Source organism: Telluria sp. AIW5 (genome assembly GCF_056680575.1).
On record NZ_CM155289.1, the window covers coordinates 1069934 to 1089977 of the forward strand.

18 protein-coding genes are annotated in these 20044 nt (G+C 65.0%); 8 read left to right on the plus strand and 10 right to left on the minus strand.

Annotation, left to right across the window (positions count from 1 at the left end; all coding sequences use genetic code 11):
• Positions 1-16: 16 nt before the first annotated feature.
• From gspL to AC1MEM_RS04805, 7 genes are read left to right on the plus strand one after another with little or no spacing between them, the layout of a single operon-like run.
• Entirely contained in the window at positions 17-1225 is a 1209-nt protein-coding gene (gspL, locus tag AC1MEM_RS04775; protein ID WP_499475668.1) for a type II secretion system protein GspL, read from the plus strand.
• Positions 1222-1743 carry a type II secretion system protein M gene (locus AC1MEM_RS04780; protein WP_499475669.1) on the plus strand — a complete coding sequence of 174 codons (522 nt, stop codon included), beginning with the start codon at positions 1222-1224 and terminating at the stop codon, positions 1741-1743. The genes gspL and AC1MEM_RS04780 overlap by 4 nt, the downstream gene beginning before the upstream one ends.
• Entirely contained in the window at positions 1740-2513 is a 774-nt protein-coding gene (gene gspN / locus AC1MEM_RS04785; protein WP_499475670.1) for a type II secretion system protein N, read from the plus strand. The genes AC1MEM_RS04780 and gspN overlap by 4 nt, the downstream gene beginning before the upstream one ends.
• A complete protein-coding gene (gspD, locus tag AC1MEM_RS04790) occupies positions 2513-4828 on the plus strand; it encodes a type II secretion system secretin GspD (protein ID WP_499475672.1) in 2316 nt (771 codons plus the stop codon). Before gspN ends, gspD begins: the two co-directional genes overlap by 1 nt.
• Before the next feature lie 7 nt (positions 4829-4835).
• A complete protein-coding gene (gspE, locus tag AC1MEM_RS04795) occupies positions 4836-6257 on the plus strand; it encodes a type II secretion system ATPase GspE (protein ID WP_499475673.1) in 1422 nt (473 codons plus the stop codon).
• Between the two features lie 18 nt (positions 6258-6275).
• On the plus strand, positions 6276-7496 hold the full coding sequence (gspF, locus tag AC1MEM_RS04800) for a type II secretion system inner membrane protein GspF (protein WP_499475674.1): 1221 nt from the start codon (positions 6276-6278) through the stop codon (positions 7494-7496).
• An 11-nt stretch (positions 7497-7507) separates the two neighbouring features.
• Positions 7508-8185 carry a type II secretion system protein N gene (locus AC1MEM_RS04805; RefSeq protein WP_499475675.1) on the plus strand — a complete coding sequence of 226 codons (678 nt, stop codon included), beginning with the start codon at positions 7508-7510 and terminating at the stop codon, positions 8183-8185.
• Between the two features lie 113 nt (positions 8186-8298).
• On the opposite strand, the gene AC1MEM_RS04810 is transcribed toward AC1MEM_RS04805, so the two are convergent.
• Entirely contained in the window at positions 8299-9030 is a 732-nt protein-coding gene (locus tag AC1MEM_RS04810) for a helix-turn-helix domain-containing protein (protein WP_499475677.1), read from the minus strand.
• 414 nt (positions 9031-9444) lie between these two features.
• Between AC1MEM_RS04810 and AC1MEM_RS04815 the strand changes: the two genes are divergently transcribed.
• Positions 9445-11070 (plus strand): hypothetical protein, encoded by a 1626-nt coding sequence (locus tag AC1MEM_RS04815; RefSeq protein ID WP_499475679.1) that lies wholly within the window; start codon positions 9445-9447, stop codon positions 11068-11070.
• A 127-nt stretch (positions 11071-11197) separates the two neighbouring features.
• Here AC1MEM_RS04815 and AC1MEM_RS04820 read toward each other — a convergent pair whose 3' ends face one another.
• The 9 genes from AC1MEM_RS04820 to AC1MEM_RS04860 form a co-directional block, all read right to left on the minus strand.
• Positions 11198-11398 (minus strand): hypothetical protein, encoded by a 201-nt coding sequence (locus tag AC1MEM_RS04820; RefSeq protein ID WP_499475680.1) that lies wholly within the window; start codon positions 11396-11398, stop codon positions 11198-11200.
• A 23-nt stretch (positions 11399-11421) separates the two neighbouring features.
• Entirely contained in the window at positions 11422-12759 is a 1338-nt protein-coding gene (hslU, locus tag AC1MEM_RS04825) for an ATP-dependent protease ATPase subunit HslU (protein WP_499475681.1), read from the minus strand.
• A gap of 14 nt (positions 12760-12773) precedes the next feature.
• Positions 12774-13310: an ATP-dependent protease subunit HslV gene (gene hslV / locus AC1MEM_RS04830; RefSeq protein ID WP_499475683.1), complete on the minus strand. Its 537-nt coding sequence runs from the start codon at positions 13308-13310 to the stop codon at positions 12774-12776.
• An 84-nt stretch (positions 13311-13394) separates the two neighbouring features.
• The gene (locus tag AC1MEM_RS04835; protein ID WP_499475684.1) at positions 13395-14666 is read right to left on the minus strand and encodes an STAS domain-containing protein; all 1272 of its coding nucleotides are present in this window, start codon (positions 14664-14666) and stop codon (positions 13395-13397) included.
• A 252-nt stretch (positions 14667-14918) separates the two neighbouring features.
• Complete coding sequence (dksA, locus tag AC1MEM_RS04840; RefSeq protein WP_499475685.1) at positions 14919-15368, minus strand: RNA polymerase-binding protein DksA; 450 nt, start codon at positions 15366-15368, stop codon at positions 14919-14921.
• A gap of 321 nt (positions 15369-15689) precedes the next feature.
• Complete coding sequence (locus AC1MEM_RS04845) at positions 15690-16721, minus strand: CobW family GTP-binding protein (RefSeq protein WP_499475686.1); 1032 nt, start codon at positions 16719-16721, stop codon at positions 15690-15692.
• A gap of 108 nt (positions 16722-16829) precedes the next feature.
• Complete coding sequence (xerC, locus tag AC1MEM_RS04850) at positions 16830-17759, minus strand: tyrosine recombinase XerC (RefSeq protein WP_499475688.1); 930 nt, start codon at positions 17757-17759, stop codon at positions 16830-16832.
• Positions 17760-17773: 14 nt separating this feature from the next.
• Complete coding sequence (locus tag AC1MEM_RS04855; protein ID WP_499475689.1) at positions 17774-18436, minus strand: DUF484 family protein; 663 nt, start codon at positions 18434-18436, stop codon at positions 17774-17776.
• A 216-nt stretch (positions 18437-18652) separates the two neighbouring features.
• The gene (locus AC1MEM_RS04860; protein ID WP_499475691.1) at positions 18653-19717 is read right to left on the minus strand and encodes a porin; all 1065 of its coding nucleotides are present in this window, start codon (positions 19715-19717) and stop codon (positions 18653-18655) included.
• Positions 19718-20044 lie beyond the last annotated feature (327 nt).

The window sequence follows — 20044 nt, forward strand, 5'->3', positions numbered from 1 at the left end:
AAGAAAGCGAGACGGTTTGACTACACTTTATATCCGGCATCCGGCGCGCGCAGAAGGCGAAGGCGCGCCATGCCGTTTTGCCGCCGTCAGCGACGGCGGCACCATCGAGCAGCAGGGGGAGGGCGCGCTGCGCAATCTCACCGATATCGTCGCCGCCAGCCGCCGCGTCGTGCTGCTGCTGGCCGGCACCGACGTCAACCTGCTGTCGCTGCAGATGCCGCCCCTGACCGGTGCGCGCCTGAAGGCCGCACTGCCGGGCCTGGTCGAAGAACACATCCTGGGCGATCCGGGCGATTGCGTGCTGGTAGCCGGTCCGGTCAGCGGGGATGGCACGCGCCCGATCGCCGTGGTCGCGCGCGACTGGCTCGAGCCGCTCGTGCGTACCCTGCTGGCCCAGGGCGCGCGCGCGGTCTCGGCCCTGCCGGCCCAATTGTGCCTGCCCCTGCAGCCGGGCAGCGTCAGCGCGGCCCTGAACGGTGCCGAATTGCTGCTGCGCCAAAGCCAGTTTGGCGGTCTCGGCCTCGCGCTCGACGCCAACCCGGCCAGCGCCCTGCAAACGGCGCGCGTGCTGGCGGGCGACGCGCCATTGACCTTGTACGTACCGCGCGAGCAGCTGGGCGAATACGGCGTGCTGCTGGCCGAAGCCGGTCCCGGCACGGTGCTCGAAGCGGACGACTGGGCGCACTGGATCGCAGGCGCAAAAAGCACCGCCTTCGACCTCGTGCCGGGCCTGGGCAGCGCCGGTGCGCGCCAGACCGACTGGCGCCGCTGGCGCGTGGCGATCGCGCTGGCTTTACTGGGCGTGGTCGTGAATCTCGCCGGCATCAATATCGAATGGCTGCGCCTGCGCGGCGAGGCGCAAGCGGTGCGCACCCAGATGACGCAAACCTTCCGCTCGGTGTATCCGAACCTGCCGATGGTCGATCCGGTCGCGCAGATGCGCCAGGGCATTGCCCGCGCCCAGGCCGGCAGCGGCCAGATCGGCGCCGACGAATTCATCTACCTGGCCGGCGCGCTCGGCGACGCAAGCCGGGAATTGGCGCGCCCACCCGGCATTACCTCAATCGAATATAAGGAACGCGCGCTGCGGGTGCGGGTCAAACCGGAGACGGTCGACCCCGCCTCCTTGCGCCAGCTGCAGACGGCCTTGTCCGCGCGCAGTCTTTCACTGGAAGCAGCCGCACCGGATAACTGGCTGGTGCGCAGCACGGGAGCCAAGCCATGAGTCTGGTCACTACCTACGGCCGGGCGCGCGAACGCGCTGCCGGCTACTGGATCGCACGCAGCGAGCAGGAACGCCGCTATCTGGCCGCCGGTTTCGGCGTCGTCCTGCTCGCGCTCGTGTACACGGGCCTGATCGCGCCGGCGGTCGAGGGCCGCGCACGGCTGCAGCGTTCGCTGCCCGAGCTGCGCCAGCAGGCCGCCCAGCTCGCGAGCATGGCCGACCAGGCGCGCGCGCTGGCCGGCCAGGCGCCGGTGCCGGTGACGCCGATGACGCGCGAGAGCCTGGTGGCCAGCCTGAGCGCCCGCGGCATCACGCCCGGTTCGCTCACGCTGACGGGCGAATATGCGCGCTTGCAGGTGACCGGCGTCTCGTTCGCCAACCTGGTGTCCTGGCTCGACGCCCAGCGCCGCGAGAACCGCATCGCCGTCCAGGAAGGCAGCTTCAGCGCCCAGGACCCGGCAGGACAGGTCGATGCCAACCTGACGCTGCGCCAGGATACCGGGACCGCCGCCCGATGAGGCGCGGGCTCGGTTGGCTGGTCGTGGTCGCCCTGGCGACCGCGCTGACCGTGTTCGCCTTCCTGCCGGCCAGTTGGCTCGGCACGATGGTGGAACGCCAGACAGGCGGTCGTTTGACTCTCGGGGATGCGCAGGGTACGCTCTGGAGCGGTTCAGCTTTTGTGGGCGGGTCGCCGGGCGAAGGCGGGGCGGTGACACCGCTGTTGCCGGGGCGCTTTTCCTGGCGCATGTCGCCGCTGGTACTGGTCGGGCATGTGGACATGCAGCTGGAAAATCCGCAGGCGCTGGCCCGGCCGGTGCACGTCGCGGGCAGCTGGTCGCAGTGGCAGGTAAGCGAAGGACAATTGCTGTTGCCGGCGGAAGGGCTGGCCGGGCTCGGTGCACCGCTCAACACGCTGGTGCCCTCGGGCGTGATCCGGCTGTCGTGGAACCGGCTCGACCTGGTGCGCCAGCCGAACAGCGTGGCGGTGACGGGACGCACGACGCTGTCGATGAGCGACATGGGTTCGCGCATGGCGCCAGTCAAGCCGCTGGGCAGCTACGAGATGGTGATGGACTGGCGCGGCCAGCAAGCCGACCTGGTGTTGCGCACGGTGCGTGGCGCCTTGCTGTTGTCGGGAAATGGAACATTGCAGAATGGACGCCTGCGCTTTTCGGGACAGGCGTCGGCCGCCGATGGCTACGAGGAAACCTTGGGCAATATGCTCAATCTCCTCGGCCAGCGCCGCATGGTGAACGGTAAAAACATAATCGCGTTAGAGTTCAGATAATGAAAAAATCCTTCCGTAGCACCCCCGAATTCCCTGCAGTGCGCCCGATTCTGCGCCGCATTGCCGCAGGCGTCGCCTTGTGCTGCGCGGCCGCTGCCGCCTTGCCGCCGGCGCCGGCCTTTGCGCAAGGCCAGGGCCAGGAAAATTCCGCCGCCCTCAGTTTCGTGAACGCCGATATCGAGTCGGTGATCAAGGCCGTCGGCCACTACACGGGAATGACGTTCATCATCGACCCGCGCGTGAAAGGCACGCTGACCCTGGTGTCGGAAAAGTCCCTGACCAAGAGCCAGGCTTTCGGTTTGCTCACGTCCGCCCTGCGCCTGCAGGGCTTTGCCGTGGTCACCACCGGCGAAGGCTACGCCAAGGTGGTGCCGGAAGCGGAAGCCAAGCTGCAATCTTCGCCAACCCAGGTGGGCAAGCGCGGCAGCCGCGTGCAGGGCGACCAGATCGCCACCCAGATTTTCCACCTGTCGTATGAATCGGCCGCCAACCTCACGGCCGTGCTGCGGCCGCTGATCTCGCCGAACAATTCGATCATGGCGAACCCGGGCAACAACAGCCTGGTCATTACCGACTACGCCGACAACCTGCGCCGCCTGTCGCGCATCATCGCCGCGCTCGACGCGCCGGTGGCGGCCGACCTCGACGTGGTGCCGATCCGCAACGGCATCGCCAGCGATATCGCCCAGCTCGTGTCGCGCCTGATGGAGCCAAGCGCCGGCGGCGACTCCGGCCGGGTCACCATCCTCGCCGATTCGCGCACCAACTCGGTTGTGGTCCGTGCGCCGTCGCAGGCGCGCGCCAACCTGGCCAAGTCGCTGATCGCCAAGCTCGACCAGGCGACCACCGAAAGGGGCAATATCCACGTCGTCTACCTGAAGAACGCCGACGCCAGCAAAGTGGCGCAAACCCTGCGCGCGGTCGTGTCGCAGGACGCCTCGGCGGTGGCGGTGACGCAGCAGGGCACGTCGGGCGGCTCGATCCAGGCCGGCGCCCAGGGCGCGGGCGGCGCGGGCGGCCTCGGCGGCCAGCAGGGCCAGCAGGGCAGCATCGGCGCGGGCGGCACCGGCGGCACCTTCGGCCAGCAAAGCCAGGCCACGACCGGCGGCGCCGGCGGCGGCCAGGGTTCCGGCTTCATCCAGGCCGATGCCTCCACCAACAGCCTGATCATCACGGCGCCGGATGCGGTCTACCGCAACCTGCGCGGCGTCATCGACCAGCTCGACGTGCGCCGCGCCCAGGTGTATATCGAAGCCCTGGTGGTGGAAATGAATTCGAACAAGGCGTCGGAATTCGGCGTGCAGTGGCTGGGCCTGTCGGGCAGCGACACCAGCAAGTACCGCGTCGGCGGCATCCAGTCCTTCAACAGCGGCAAGGCGAACAACATCATCAACCTGGCGGCGGCAGCGAGTGCCGGCCTCGGTTCGGCGACATCGGCGCCATCGCTGCCGGGCTTTACGCTCGGCGTCTTCAAGCAGATCAACGGCCAGCTCGGCCTGGGGGCGGTCGCCAGCGCACTTGAAAACGAGGGTTCTGCCAACATCTTGTCGACACCGAACATGATCACGCTCGATAACGAGCTGGCGACGATCAAGGTGGGACAGAACATTCCAATCATCACGGGTTCGTTCACGACCGGCAGCAGCGGCGCGAACAACCCCTTCCAGACGGTGGACCGCAAGGACATCGGCCTGTTGATGAAGGTGCGTCCGCAGATTTCGGAAGGCGGCGTGATCAAGCTGTCGATCTACCACGAGAATTCGGGTATCGACACCTCGGTGATCCGGCCGGAAGGCATCGTGACCACGGTGCGCGCGATCGAAAGCAATGTGCTGGCCGACGACGGCCAGATCATCGTGCTGGGCGGCCTGATTTCGGATAACGAAGACCATGGCGAAGAAAAAGTGCGCGGCCTGGGCGACATCCCGATCCTCGGCAACCTGTTCAAGTACCGCAGCCGCACCCGTACCAAGAACAACCTGATGGTCTTCCTGCGCCCGGTCGTGGTGCGCAGCAAGGAGCAGAACAACAGCATCTCGCTCGACCGCTACGAATACATGCGTGCGTTGGGCGCGACCACGCGTCCGCAAGACGATACCCTCCTGATGCGCAACCTGGGCGCCTACGAATTGCCGCCGCTGACCAATGGCCAGCCGCCGGCCGGCGGTACGATGGCAACCCTGCCACCGCCGGCTCCGCCGACAGCCCGTCCGGGCGCGGCCACCGGCCCTGGCACGAACCCACCGGCATCGACCCCACCGAATCAGGCGCCCGTGCCCGAATTCCGCCCGGTGACGCCGCCGAATCAGAAGTGAACCGATCATGACTAACCTGTTGCCTTACGCCTTTGCCCGCGACCACGGGGTCCTGGCGCGCACCGGCGACGATTCCGGCCAGAGTGTCGAAGTGCTGGTGTCCAGCAATACGCCGCCGGCCGCCATTGCCGAGGTGTCGCGCCGCTTCGGACGCATCCTGCTGCGCCGCCTCGAGCGTGGCGAGCTCGACGATGCGATCGCAGCGGCCTATGCGTCGGCCGGCGGCGACGCCAACCAGGTCGCCGACGAATTCGATGCCGACCTCGACCTCACGCGCCTGCTGCAGGACGTGCCGGCGATCGAAGACCTGCTTGAATCGTCCGACGACGCACCCGTGATCCGCATGATCAACGCGCTGCTTACGCAATCGCTGCGCGAAGGCGCCTCCGACATCCACATCGAACCTTTCGAGCAGACATCGGTCGTACGTTTTCGCATCGATGGCGCCCTGCGCGACATCGTGCGTCCAAGGAAGGGCATCCACGCCTCGCTGATCTCGCGTATCAAGATCATGTCGCAGCTCGACATCGCCGAAAAACGCCTGCCGCAGGATGGCCGCATCACGCTGCGCGTGGGCGGCAAGCCGGTCGACGTGCGTGTCTCTACATTACCGACCGGCCACGGCGAGCGCGCCGTGCTGCGTCTGCTTGACAAGGAAGCCGGGCGGCTCGACCTGTCGCACCTGGGCATGAGCCCGGACCTGCTGCCGCAGTTCGACAAATTGATCAACCAGCCGCACGGCATCGTGTTGGTTACGGGCCCGACCGGTTCCGGTAAAACGACGACCCTGTACGCCGCCTTGTCTCGCCTGAACGCCTCGACCACCAACATCATGACGGTGGAAGACCCGATCGAGTACGACCTGAACGGCGTCGGCCAGACCCAGGTCAATGCCCGCATCGACATGACCTTCGCGAAAGCCCTGCGCGCGATCCTGCGCCAGGATCCGGACGTGATCATGATCGGCGAGATCCGCGATCTGGAAACGGCGCAGATCGCCGTGCAGGCCTCGCTCACCGGCCACCTGGTGCTGGCAACGCTGCACACCAACGACGCCGCCGCGGCCGTCACGCGTTTGCTCGACATGGGGATCGAACCCTTCCTGTTATCGTCTTCTTTGCTGGGCGTCATGGCCCAGCGCCTGGTGCGCAAGCTCTGCGCGCACTGCAAGAAGAGCGACGGCGTGCACTGGCATGCGGTCGGCTGCGAGCGCTGCGGCCATACCGGCTACCAAGGCCGGGTCGGCGTCTACGAATTGCTGGAAACGACCGAGGGAATCCGCGCCCAGATCCACAACCAGGCGTCGGAAGCGGAGATCCGCGTGGCGGCCCAGAAAAGCGGCATGCGCACGATGCGCGAAGACGGCGAGCGCTGGCTGCGTGACGGCACCACGACGCAAGCCGAGTTGCTCCGCGTAACGAAAGACTAGCGAATGAGGATCAACTAAGTGCCGGCATTTCGTTACGAAGCCGTCGATGCGGGCGGCGCCACGAGAAAAGGCGTGGTCAATGCCGACAGTCCGCGTGCGGCGCGCGCCGACCTGCGCGTGCAGGGCCTCACGCCACTGAGCGTCGAAGCGATCACGGCCCAGGTCGACGCCAGCGGCGTCACGCGGTCGCGCGGCTTCGGCGAGCGCCTGTCGACGGTGGAACTCGCCCTCTTCACGCGTCAGCTCGCCAGCCTGCTGGAAGCGGGGCTGCCGCTCGAACAGGCATTTACTGCCCTGCTCGAGCAGGCCGAAAAACCCTACCTGCGTGACCTGATCGCCTCGATCCGTTCGGAAGTCATCGGCGGCATTGCGTTTTCCGATGCGCTGTCCCACCACCCGCGCGATTTCGACCCGATTTTCCGCGGGCTGGTGTCGTCGGGAGAACAGATCGGCCAACTGGCGCGCGTGCTGTCGCGTTTAGCGGACTATATCGAGCGCCGCAACGCGCTGGTGCAAAAGGTGCGCCTGGCGTTTACGTACCCGGCCATCGTCACCGTCGTCGCCTTCGCCATCGTCATTTTCCTGCTGACCTATGTGGTGCCGCAGATCGTGTCGGTGTTTGCCAACACCAAGCAAAAGCTGCCGCTGCTCACGGTGATGATGCTGGGCGTGTCGAATTTCATGCGCGCCTGGGGCATCGTGCTCGGGGTGGCGCTGGTCGCCGCCTGGTTCGCCTGGCGCCGGGCGCTGCAAAATCCGGCCTTGAAACTGCGCTGGCATACCTGGCTCCTGACCGCGCCCGTGTACGGTAAGTTCGAGCGCAGCCTGAACACGGCGCGCTTTGCCAGCACGCTGGCCATTACCACCGGTTCGGGCGTGCCGATCCTGCGCGCGCTCGACACCAGCCGCGACACGCTGTCGAACGTGGCCATGCGCGACCTGGTCGAACAGGCCACCGCCAGCGTGCGCGAAGGCATCAGCCTGGCGCGCGCGCTGTCCGTGCAAAAACACTTTCCGCCGATGCTGGTGCACATGATCCGTGCCGGCGAGATCACGGGCGAGTTGCCGGCGATGCTGGAGCGGGCAGCCAATTCGCAGCAGGCCGACCTCGAGCGCCGCACGCTGACCATTGCCGGCCTGCTCGAGCCGGTGCTGATCCTGGCCATGGGCCTGGTGGTGCTCCTGATCGTGCTGGCGGTCTTGATGCCGATCATTGAGATCAACCAGCTGGTGCACTAACAAGGAAACCGATGAAGCGTCTGCCTGTCCTTTTCACCCTGCTTGCCCTGATCTTCCTGGCGGTCTCGGCCACCTACTGGGGCTTGCAGCTGTACAAGCCGCAACAGCGGCCGATCGCCGCGGCGCCGGTGGCGAGCCTGCCCGAGCCGTCGCCCGACGCCGCCGCCACGCTGTTCGGCGGCCAGGCGGTCGCGAACGTCGCCGCCAATTACCAGCTGACCGGCATCGTCGCCGCCGGGCGCGACAGTGTCGCGATCATCGTCGCCGAGGGCCAGCCGCCGAAAGCCCTGAAGGTCGGACACGAGCTGACGCCGGGTGTCAGCATCAGCGAAGTGCATGCGCGTTACATCATGCTGTCCGAGGGGGGCGTCATGAAACGCGTCGACCTCGCTGCCGACACCAAGCCGGCCATCGCGCTGTCCGGCGCCGCCGCGCCGCCCATGGCCGAGCCGCCGCAGATGGGGCGCCCGACAATCGCCCCGCCCGGCGGCGTGCCGCCGGCCGGGCCGGAGACGGCGCCCGGCGCGCCACCGCAGGGCGAAGTCAACCCGGTCGTACCGCAAGGCCAGGAACCGCCGCCGGAAGGCCCGCCCGCCGACATCGCCCCGCCTCCGAATCAACCGCAAATGCCGCCGCCGACCCGCTCGGTCGGCAGCCCGGTCCGCGGCGACCAACCGGTCGCGCGCTAGGGCGGTCGGCTCCACCGGTCACTCGGCATCGACGCAAGGCATGCGCCGCCCACGCGTTCAACTTGCGTATGCACTGACCTGCCTGGGGACTTACGTTCCAGGCCGCCAGCTCTTCACCGCCGCAATGCCGTAAACGCCGCAAACTCCCACGACCTGAAACCGACCAGCAAGGTCATCCCCTCCCGCTCCTCCGCCGGCAAGCGCCGGTCATGCCGGTGCAGCCGCGTCAATTCCCCGGCCAACTGGTGGATTTTCTGCGCCAGCTCGGCGGCGCTGGCAGGCGATAGCCGCGCCGGCAAACACATCAGCGTCTCGCCGGGGCCGTCGAAGCGCCCTGCAAAATAGTCCGGCACGATCTGTTCGCGGAAATAATGCTGCACCGGTCCGTCCGGCAGCCAGTGGAAGGCGTTCGAGACGCGCAGCGTGTAGCGGTTCAGCGGTCGCAGTTCGATCAGGCCCAGGCGGTCGAGTTCGGCCAGGCAGCCGATGCACTCCGCATCCGTCAGGCGGTAGGTCTCGACGATCTGCTCCATGGTCCAGTAGCCGAGGCAGCAGATTGCCACCAGTAGCAGGCGCGGCTTGGCAACGAGCGAGGTTTCCTGGGGCAGGGTCAGGGCATCGGGCTGGGGCCGGCTATCCGCCGCGCGGCGCAGCACATCCTCGAAAGCGATGCCGGTCGCCTGGCAGATCTGCGCCAGGCGCGACAGCGGCATGTCTTTCTGGCCGAACATGCGCTTCACGCTCGACTCGCTCATGTCGATGCGTTCGGCCAAAGTTTTATAGGTGAGATTGGCCGCGCGCAGTTCGGCGCGCAGCACGTCGACGATCAGCTCGGGTGAGCTCATGGGATTCCTGTAACTCGGCAGTGGGTGGCGATCAATGTACAGGCGAATGAACAAGGCGGCAAGATGCCTATCGGATAGATGAGGAAGCAGGCCGGAGGATGAAAGGTAGGAATCCCATCGAAGCCGGAATCGGAAATTTCCCACCCCCTTTGTTTTCTGTAGGTAATGAGCAACTTCAACATCCTGTCAATTTCCCCTTCCACCTTGACTTGATTAAAACGAGCTCAGGGTCAAAAAAGTTCAATTAGATTCGTACAGGTTCGGTCTTGGCGAACTGATCTGTCCCGGGTTGATTGCATCGCGGGCTGGTTGCATCTCGGGCTGGTTGCATCTCGGGCTGGTTAACCACTGGCGTACAGCGCGTAAAAAAAGGAGATGGTCGTGTCAAATAATCAGATTCAAACACCTGAAACGATGCCCACGTCCGGAGCCAGGCAGGGGGGAGAGACCGTCGCCCCTCCGGCCTACTTTGCCCCCTTTGCGGAGCTCTCGCAAGAGGCCGTGCAAGGGGAAGTGCAGCCGTTCGGCGAGGCCGCGCAACAGCCCGTGCTGAGCGGGACCGGCTTTACCTACCGCCACAACTGGGGCGCCAGGCGTGGCCAGTGGAAGCTCCTGCTCAACTGGGGCGACGTCAACCCGCGCTCGCGCGTGTTCGTGGCGATCGGCGAGGGGAGTGCGCCCGACGTGGACGCCGGCAAGTTCATCGGCAGCGCACGCTACACCCTGCACAATGTCGCCCCGCGCGCCGGGGGCGTCGATATCTGGGTGAACATCGAGTGGAATACGGATATCCCGCTGTATGTCGATTACCTGGTGGTCAATCCGCCCGTAACGATCAGGACGGTGCAGGTCACCGTGTGGCGCCACAGTACCGTGGCCCTGACCGACGCGGATGCCGATCGCATCCTGAACGACATGGGAACCATTCTCCAGGGCGACGACTCTCCTGCGGACGTCGCGACCCCGGTCCGGTTTGTACGCAATGGGCGGGTTCAGGTGTTGCCGGCGGCGATACCCGGGGTCATCCAGACCGAGGCCGACCTGACCGCACTGCTCAATGCCGGTTCAGGGGTCAAGATTGTCCAGGCCATCCGGTGGTGCGGTGGCCCCGGCGGGTCGATCATCGGCTGCGCCCCGGTCGGGAGCCCGACGGTCAACCTGGCGGCCGTGCGCTTCACTGCCAACCAGGAAGGGCCGATCTGGGTACACGAGTATGGCCACAATACGGGCCTCGGCCACCGTACGGACGACCCCCGGGCCGTCATGTTCCCGAGCGTCGGCGTGGATCACAACGTAGTCAACGGCGCCGAGTCGGCGAGTTACCTGGCCGGCCCGGTCGCCGTCAGCGGCGCCGTGATGGCATCCAGCTGCTCCCTGGGCGCAGTGGTCCAGCCACCGAAGGATGTGCGGGATTTCGTTTCCCAGCACTGGATCGCGGGGATTCCCTACCTGGCTGCATCGCAATACACCGAGGAGGACGCCAAGCGGCTGCTGGAATGGCTGGTCAACGAGCCCGAGAAGCATGACGAGTTCCTGCCGGAGATCGTGACCACGCTCGGCTTCATCGGCAGCGAGATCGCCGTCAAGCCAATGATCGACTTCGTCCACAGCGCACGCGCCAGCCGCGCGGTGTTCAATGCGAAGAACGCGGTCCTGATCCACCTCGGCGACCTGGTCAACAAGTCCGGAAGCAAGCCTGCCCTGGACTTCCTGACCAGCATCGCGACCGACATGGACATGGCGAAAACCATGGTCGTGGCACGCGCGACCATTGCCGCGGCCGAGGCGGCGGTAGCGGGCGTTGCCGCGCCCAGCCTCGAGGACCTGGCGGCCGAACTGGCTGTGTCCGCGACCTTCGGCCTGGCGCTGGCGGGCACACCGGAGGCGGAGCAAACCCTGGCCGGCCTCGTGAATGCCGCCGGCGCCTTTGCCGCGGTCAAGGCCGCTGCAAGCGAGGCGGCCGCGCTGTCCCGCACGGTCCGCGCCCAGGGCCAGATGGCGTACTACAGCATGAAGTGTGAAGGAGGGAAACAGCCGTAACAGACCCCTGCGCCGCTGCCAGCAACCTGTCCCGGCAGGCACGGCAGCAGCGGCCCCCGCCTGCCGGGACAGGTGCCAAATGGAGGACAAGCGGGGCATGCTCTTGTTGGGAGCATGCCCCGGCTTTTCAATCGTCTTCGGGAACCAGCGGCGCCTTTTTCAGCTGGCGCTTGGCCGCCTGGCGCTCGGTCGACAGCGGCTTGGCGTGTGCGCCGGCCGAGCGCACCTTGGCCAGGGCTGCGACCGGATTGCGTGGTTTACTCGGTTGCTGGACCGGTGCGACACGCAACATCATTTTTTGCCGCGTTGCCAGTGCCTTGTTCGCCATCGTTTTCTCCTCCCTCAACCACCTTAGAGCACGTAGCGCGACAGGTCTTCGTTGGCCGACAGCACGTCGAGCCGTTCGTTGACATAGGCGGCGTCAATCGTGATCTGCTTGTCCTGCGTGTCGCTGGCGTGGAACGAGATTTCCTCGAGCAGCTTTTCCATCACCGTGTACAGGCGCCGCGCGCCGATGTTTTCGGTACGCTCGTTGACGGCAAACGCGATCTCGGCCAGGCGGTGGATACCATCCTCGGAGAAGGTCAGCGTCACGCCTTCGGTGCCCAGCAGCGCCTCGTACTGGGTCGTCAGGCAGGCATCGGTGCTGGTCAGAATGCGTTTGAAATCGTCGATCGAGAGCGATTCCAGCTCGACGCGGATCGGGAAGCGGCCCTGCAGCTCGGGAATCAGGTCCGACGGTTTAGCCAGGTGAAACGCACCCGAGGCGATGAACAGGATGTGGTCGGTCTTGATCATGCCGTACTTGGTATTGACCGTCGTGCCTTCGACCAGCGGCAGCAGGTCGCGCTGCACGCCCGCGCGTGAAACGTCAGCGCCGCCGTGCTCGGAGCGCGTCGCGATCTTGTCGATCTCATCGAGGAAGACGATGCCGTTGTTCTCGACGTTGTGGATCGCCTTCTGCTTCATCTCGTCTTCGTTGATCAGGCGCGCCGCTTCTTCCTCGGCCAGCACCTTCATCGCGTCCTTGATCTTCATCTTGCGCGCCTTCTTGCGCGTGCCGCCGACGCCGGCGAACATGGTCTTGATCTGCTCCGTCATTTCTTCCATGCCGGGCGGGGCCATGATTTCCATCTGCGGGGCGGCGTCGGCCACTTCGATCTCGACTTCGCGGTCGTCCAGCGAACCCTCACGCAGGCGTTTCCGGAAGGTCTGGCGCGTGCTGTCGCCTTCCTTGGCCTCGGCCGCGGCGCTGACATTGAAGCCGAAGTCGCGCGCCGGCGGCACCAGGATATCGATGATGCGGTCTTCGGCCGCGTCCTCGGCGTGCTGGCGCACCTTTTTCATTTCGGTCGCGCGGGTCTGTTTCACGCCGATGTCGATCAGGTCGCGGATGATGGTGTCGACGTCGCGCCCGACATAGCCGACTTCGGTGAACTTGGTCGCTTCGATCTTGATGAAGGGCGCGTCCGCGAGCTTGGCCAGGCGGCGCGCGATTTCGGTCTTGCCGACGCCGGTCGGGCCGATCATGAGGATGTTTTTCGGGGTGATCTCGTGGCGCAGCGGTTCCTGCACCTGCTGGCGGCGCCAGCGGTTGCGCAGGGCGATGGCAACGGCGCGCTTGGCCTTGCCCTGGCCGACGACGTGCTTGTCCAGTTCCGAGACGATTTCAAGGGGAGTCATGTTCATGGTATGCGCGCCGGTCAGTCCAGCGTTTCGATGATGTGGGACAGATTAGTGTAGATGCACAGCTCGCCGGCGATGGTCAGTGCCTTTTTTACTACTTCGCCCGGCGGCAAATCGGTATTTTCCTGCAGCGCTTTCGCTGCGGACTGGGCGTAGATGCCGCCGGAACCGATCGCCCCGATGCCGTCTTCGGGCTCGAGCACGTCGCCATTACCCGTGATGATCAGGGTCGTTTCCTTGTCGGCCACCAGCAGCATTGCCTCGAGCTTGCGCAGCATGCGGTCGGTGCGCCAGTCCTTGGCCAGTTCGACCGAGGAGCGCAGCAGGTTGCCCTGGTGTTTCTCGAGTTTCGCCTCGAAGCGGTCGAGCAGCGTAAACGCATCGGCGGTGGCGCCGGCAAAGCCGCACAGGACCTTGCCCTGGTAGAGTTTCCGCACCTTGCGTGCCGAGCCCTTCATGACGACGTTGCCCAGCGTGACCTGGCCGTCGCCGCCCAATGCGACTTTCTCGCCGCGACGTACGCTCACAATGGTGGTGCCGTGAAATTGTTCCATATCTGCCTCATGATTAACTAGCCCTCCGCAGTTGGGGGTGTTGCACAAAATTGCAAGACAGGATGAGATGCGTGCTTCGCGGTCTCAGTATGGGTGTGCGTACAGGCGCGCACAGTCGCCGTAGTTCAACAGGCGCAGCAATGCCGCCACCAGGTGGTTCAGCTCGCGCAGCTCGATGCGGCGTTCCCCCTGCGCCAGCCGGCGCAAGGTGGCGTGCAGATTCGCCGCGGCGCCGAAACCGATCCGCACCAGCCTCGTGCAGTCGAGCACGACCGGCCCGGCCGTTTCCATGGCCGCATACGACTCTATTGCCGCCAGCAGATTGCCGATGTCGCCGTCGACGACAGCCGGCAGCACGAAGCGCTGCTCCGCCGCGATATGGGCGCTTGCGGCCGGCGGCGCGCCGCCGTGCGGTGCAGGCAGGGCTTCGAACGAGGGCGGGGAGACTTCGAAGGTGACGCAATAATCCATCGCGGTTTCTTCGAAATCTTTTTCGCGCTCTAACAGCTGCAACAATTCGAGCAATAACAGCCAGGGCGCTTCCCCGCTGCCGCGCTCGCCGATCGCCAGCATCGGCCGCAGCACCGCCAGCAAAGCGTCGGCGCCGGCCAGCACGAGCTCGCGCCGCGCCCCGCGCAAGCCCTGCAAGGCGGCCAGTACGCCGGCACAGCCTTCGGGCGTGGCATGCGTGACGCCGGCGAAATCGATGCGCACCGGGGAACCGCTACTGGACAGCAGGCCCTGCAGGCGCACACCCGCCTCGTTCCCGAGGGTGCCCGTAAAACGCGCGGCCGGCGCCACCCCGGCGAAGCTGTGCTGCGGAGTGGCCGCCGGCAACCGGTTGCTGTAGGCGGGCGGCGAGGTTTCGAAATGGCTGGCGTAGTCGATCGCGATGCTGTCGAACGCCTGTTCGCGCCCTTCGGCCTGGTACAGGTCGAACAGCATCCACCAGGGCTGGCGCTCGCTGCGCCCCAGGTGGGGCAGGCTGTCGCGCAGCATCTGCTCGGCGAGCGCACCCTGGCCATTCGCATACAGGATGGCGCTTTCCTCGACCACGGGCGCGGCGGCGGGAGCGGCGGCGGCGTCGGGCTGGTCGGACTGGGTGACGAGTTCGGTCTCGCCAGGGGCGCCCTGCACGGCGGCGGCAGCGGCCGGGGCGCGCCGCGTGCTACCCCAGCGGGCTTCGGCATCGTCGAAGAAGTCGGTCGTCATGGCCAGTTCGATGGCGTCGATCTTGGCGGCGGTGGCGCGCGCGATTTCGCGCTGGCGCTCGCGGTCGGCGTCAACGGACAGGCGCGACTCCTCGGGGCGTGGCGGCGCTGCCGGCGGTGCGGCCGGCTCGGGTTTTTTCTTCAAGAAGGAAAATATACCCACGTCATCCTGTTCATCATCCGGCGCAGCGTCGTTTGCAGCGCTCATCCATGACGGTAGCATGGAGGTGGTCACGCCGTCCCGCGCACACATGCGCCCGCGCAAAGCCTGTGCGGGCGTGCGCTAGTGTATCTTATGAGAAAGTTTTTGATCGCACGAAAAGGAGCGACCAGGACGTAAAAAAGAGAAAAGCATGCGACGGGCGCATGCTTTTTCGGGGAGACGTGGACCGGAAAATCAGTCGCCGTACAGCTTTTGCTTCAGTTCGCGTCGCTGCTGTGCTTCCAGCGACAGGGTCGCGGTCGGGCGTGCGATCAGGCGCGGGATGCCGATCGGCTCGCCGGTTTCTTCGCACCAGCCATAGTCGCCGCCGTCGATGGAAGCCAGCGACTGCTGCACTTTTTTCAGCAGCTTGCGCTCGCGGTCGCGGGTACGCAGTTCGAGGGCATGTTCTTCCTCGATGGTCGCGCGGTCGGCCGGATCGGGAACCAGGACCGTTTCGCGCAGGTGCTCGGTGGTCTCGCCCGCGTTTTTCAGCAGTTCCTTCTCGAGCTGTTGCAGGCGGTCCTTGAAGAACGCGAGCTGGGCCGGGTTCATGTAGTCCTCTTCGCCCATCGCCCGAATTTCTTCTTCCGTCAAGAGTCGGGCTTCGGCCTGAGCGGCATTCGGTTTCGTTGTTTTAGTCATGACTTCACTTACCTTCGATACGACAGAGGTTTTCATTTTATCAGCTAGCTCAGCCGTAGCACCCTGAACTCAAGGGTGCGCGCCCTCGCTGCTGCCATGACGGCCCGTACGATCCGCCGTCTTCGCTGCCCGGCAGGACAGCGGTCACTCGACGATACCCCCCAGGACCCTCGATAAACCTACTGCGCGTCGGATTTTTGATCTGCGATGCTCGCTGTACTCTTGTACAGCTGCGCTTCTCAACCAAAACTCCTTCCGCTCGCTACGGTTTCTCGAGGATCCATTGCATGGGCGCGATGGGTACCGCTAAACCGGGATAGTTTATACCAAACATTGTTCCAATCCGCGGATAAATACGTCTTTTGGTAAATTTTTACCAATAAAGACCATTTTGCTGCCACGGGGCTCATCCGCTTCCCACTTCGCTCCCAGGTCGCTGCCCATGATTTGATGGACGCCCTGGAAAACGACCTTGCGCTCGGCGCCCTGCATGGAGAGTACGCCCTTATAGCGCAGCATGCTCGGGCCGAAAACTTGCACCATGCTGCCGAGGAACTGGTCGAGCCGTTCCGGGTCGAACGGCCGCTCGCTCTTGAACACGAAGGCGGCGATGTCGTCGCTGTGATGTGCATGGTGGTGGTCGTGGCTGCAGGCCTCGGTGTGCACGTGGTCGTGGTGCCCGTGCTCATGCTCCTCGGCGCGCAGGAAGTCCGGGTCGAGTTCGAGCTTGTCGTTCAAATTGAAACCGCGCAGGTCGAGCACCTCGGTGATCGGCGCACGGCCGAAGTCGGAGGTCGAGATCGGGGCGCGCGGGTTGATGCGCTTCAAACGCATCTTGAGCGTTTCGAGGGCGTCGGCATCGACCAGGTCCAGCTTCGACAGCAAAATCTTGTCGGCAAACCCGACTTGCCGCTGGGCTTCCTCGTGGCGGTCGAGCTGGTCCATCGCGTGGCGCGCATCGACCACGGTCACGACGGCGTCGAGCATGTAGTAGGCGCCGACTTCCTCGTCGACAAAGAAGGTCTGGGCCACCGGACCGGGATTGGCCAGGCCGGTCGTTTCGATGACGACGCGGTCAAAGTTGATCTCGCCGGCGGCGCGTTTTTGCGCCAGGCTAGTGAGGGCGACGACCAGGTCGCCGCGGATGGTGCAGCAGATGCAGCCGTTGTTCATCTCGACGATTTGCTCGCCGCTGTCCTGCACCAGGATTTCGTTGTCGATGTTTTCTTCGCCGAATTCGTTCTCGATGACGGCGATGCGCAAGCCATGCTCCTCGCGCAGGATGCGATTGAGGAGGGTGGTCTTGCCGGCGCCGAGGAAGCCGGTGAGGATGGTGGTCGGGATGGGTGACATGGTTGTTCGCAGTTCCGGCGGCGTGAAGAAGCCGAAGATTATGCCGTAATTTGCAATCTGCCACCATCAACCGCACCGGCGTTTGCGCCAGCTCAGGCGAACCCTTGTCTACTTCGCTTTCGCTCGCGGATGAGCTCGGTCATATACGGCGGCAAGATGCTGGAAGTCGAGCGCGGTATACACTTGGGTCGAGGTAATGCTGGCGTGGCCGAGCAGCTCCTGCACGGCGCGCAGGTCGCCCGAGGATTGCAGCAGGTGCGAGGCGAAGGAGTGGCGCAGCACGTGCGGGTGCACGTGTACCGGCGAACCGGCCTGGAGCGCGTGGGTTTTCAAGCGCTGCTGGACCACGCGCGGGGTGATGCGTGTGCCGCGGCTTGAGAGAAACAGGGCGGCGCCCCCGTCCGCAGCGGGCGGGCGCACCGCCAGCCAGGCCGCCAGGGCTTCGCGCGCGGGAGCGCCGACCGGCACCCGGCGCATCTTGTTACCCTTGCCGGTGACCACGACTTCGCCGGCCGCCGCATCGAACCAGCCGAGCGAGGTGGCGCCATCGCCATGCGTGTAGGCCAGGTCGAGCCCGGTGAGTTCCGACACCCGCAGTCCGCTCGAATACAGCAGCTCGAACATGGCGCGGTTGCACAGTTCCGCAGGCTCCGGGTGGCCGTGGCGGTTTGCTTCCAGCAGCTGGACGGCGGCATCGACCGCGAGGGCTTTCGGTAATGTCTTGGGACGGCGCGGGGCGCGCACGCCTTCGACCGGGTTGGCCGGCAGCGCTACCTGGCGCGACAGCCATCCGTAAAAACCGCGCCAGCCCGACAGTTTACGGGCGATCGAACGCGGTTCCTGGCCGCTCGCATGCAGGCGCGCGGCGAAGCGGCGCATGTCGGCATGCGTCAGCGCCGCCCAGTCATCGTGCCCCGCCAACTGTTGCAGCTCGGCCAAGTCGCGCCGGTAGGCGGCAATCGTGTGTTCGGACAGCTGGCGCTGGGTGGCCAGCTCGCGCAGGTAGCGCCCGGTCCAGTCCTCGCGCGCGGTGTCCATCTTAACGACTCGCCTCAGGCGTGCAGCGGCGCCAGCGCGGCGCTGGCGGACTGGCCCAGCTGGACCAGGAAATCGGTCGCCATCACCGGGCTGAAACGCTCGGCGTCGGGCGAGCCCATGACCAGCAGGCCGAAAGTGGCGCCATTGCTGGTCAAAGGCAGCAGCACGGTCGAGCGCACGCCTTCGGCTTCGTCGAGCCAGCGCACCGCTTCGAAATCCTTGTTCGGGCCGCAATACGGCGCGCGCAGGCTGGACGCAAACAGGCGCGCATCCCCGGCCACGTCGTCCGCGAACCAGGCGCCGGCGTGCTCGGGGCGCAGGTTCCACAGGCGCAGCGTCGCTTGCGGCACGCCGAAATGCGTGACCAGGCCGTCGACCAGGTCGCGCGCCATGGCAGCGCCGCCGCTCGACTTCAGCAATGACAGGTGCCAGGCATGAAAACGGTTCAGGATGACGGTGTTGTCGGCCGCCGTGCGCATCAGGTCGGCCATGCGCAGTTCGAGCGCGTTGTACTTGGCGCGCATCACTTCCATCTGGCGCTCCTGCAGTGACACGGCCTTTCCCGTCAGCGGGCTCGACAGTTTGACTTCGCCCAGCAGGCCGGCATGTTCTTCGAAAAAGCGCGGGTGTTCGGCCAGGTAGTGGGCGACGGCGGCGGAGTCCAGGGTGACGGTCATCGGTAATCTTGCTAGAAATAGGGTGTGCGCAATTCTACCGCAGCGGGGGAGGGACGGCGGATAGAAAACGGTGCACACGAGCACCTTCGCGGCGGGCCGATCAGCGCGGAGCAGCCGCAGGCAGGGGCGTCAACGACAAATGCAAAAAAGGCAGGTGCCGTTTCCGGACCCTGCCTTTTTTTGACCCAAGCCTGGCGGGCTTGCGCCCGCATCAGCTTAGAACGAGTGGTTCACACCGATGGTGTAGAAGTTGGTCGCACCTGGATCGATGTTGGTACGCAGGACCTGGCTCTGTGGGCCGTCCTTGCGCGATGCATCGACGTAGACATAGGTGCGCTTCGACAGGCTGTACTCGTAACCCAGCGACATTTGCTTGGTCTTGACCGAGCCGTCCGGATCTTTTTGACCATAGCCTGCCAGGAACTTGCCTGGGCCCATCGTGTAGTTGGCGCCGAGCACCCATGCGTTGGTCTTCGAACCCGCGCCGACCGGCAGGGTCACTGCGGTGTTGTCCTGGTCCTGACGCGAGTACAGGGCCATCAGCTTCAGTTCCGGGGTTGCGTTGAACGCAGCACCGATCGACATGATCTTCGTCTCGACAGCATTACGCTCGTAGCCCAGCATGATTGCCGCAGGACCGTTGTTGTAGGTTGCCGACACCGAGAACGGGTTGGCCGATGCCTGTGCACCCGCTGGGTACAGGGTGCCCAGGTTCAGGTTGGCAGCAGGACCGCCATTGTTTTCTTTCGAAGCGATTGCGGTGTTCAGCTGGAAGCCGCTCACGACCGGGGTGTTGTACCAGATGGCATTCGACCAGCGGTTGTTCGAAGCGCCGTTAGGATCCAGTGGTGCCGAGGTGTAACCAGCAACTGCCAGGTCGGTGTAGAAGCCAGCCTGGTGCGGCAGTGCGTGGAACGGCTCGAAGGCGCCGACGGTTTCCTGGTACGGGGTCAGGCCGCGACCGATGCGGACCATACCGAAGTCGCCCTGCAGGCCGACGCGGCTCTGGCCCTGGAACAGCGGACGGCTGCCGTTTTCAACGGTACCGGTGTCCGGCTCGTAACGCATTTCCAGTTGGAACAGTGCCTTCAGGCCATTGCCCAGATCTTCGGTGCCCTTGAAGCCCAGGGTGTTCGATGCGCGCTTGCCGATCGTCAGGGTCTGGCCGCTGCGTTTTTGAATGCCAGCATCGATGGTGCCGTAGATTTGAACTGCGGTCTGTGCATGGGCCACGCCGGCGAATGCGCCGACGAGTGCGACTGCCATCAGAGATTTTTTCATTTATTCGTATCCTTTAAAGATGAATCGGAATCCATAGAGCGTTGAGACTTTGTTTGCTGAACACTCGGACGAGTGAACCTTAATGGCTTAACGCGACAAGATTGCCGGATTGGTTAATTATGAACGTTCGAGTTGGTGGAAAGCCAATTTAACCAATCGTGCTGTTGTATTTTCGAAACGCCCGAGCCTGCTGTCGCCCCGGTTTTGTGCTTGATGCACTGCAAGGTGGCACAGTTCCGCATCGTTTCGAGGCGCTTGTTCGATATCAATCTTCAAGCGGTTCGGGACGTGTGGGCTTTGATGCTGGCTTAGACTTTCCCTGTACCG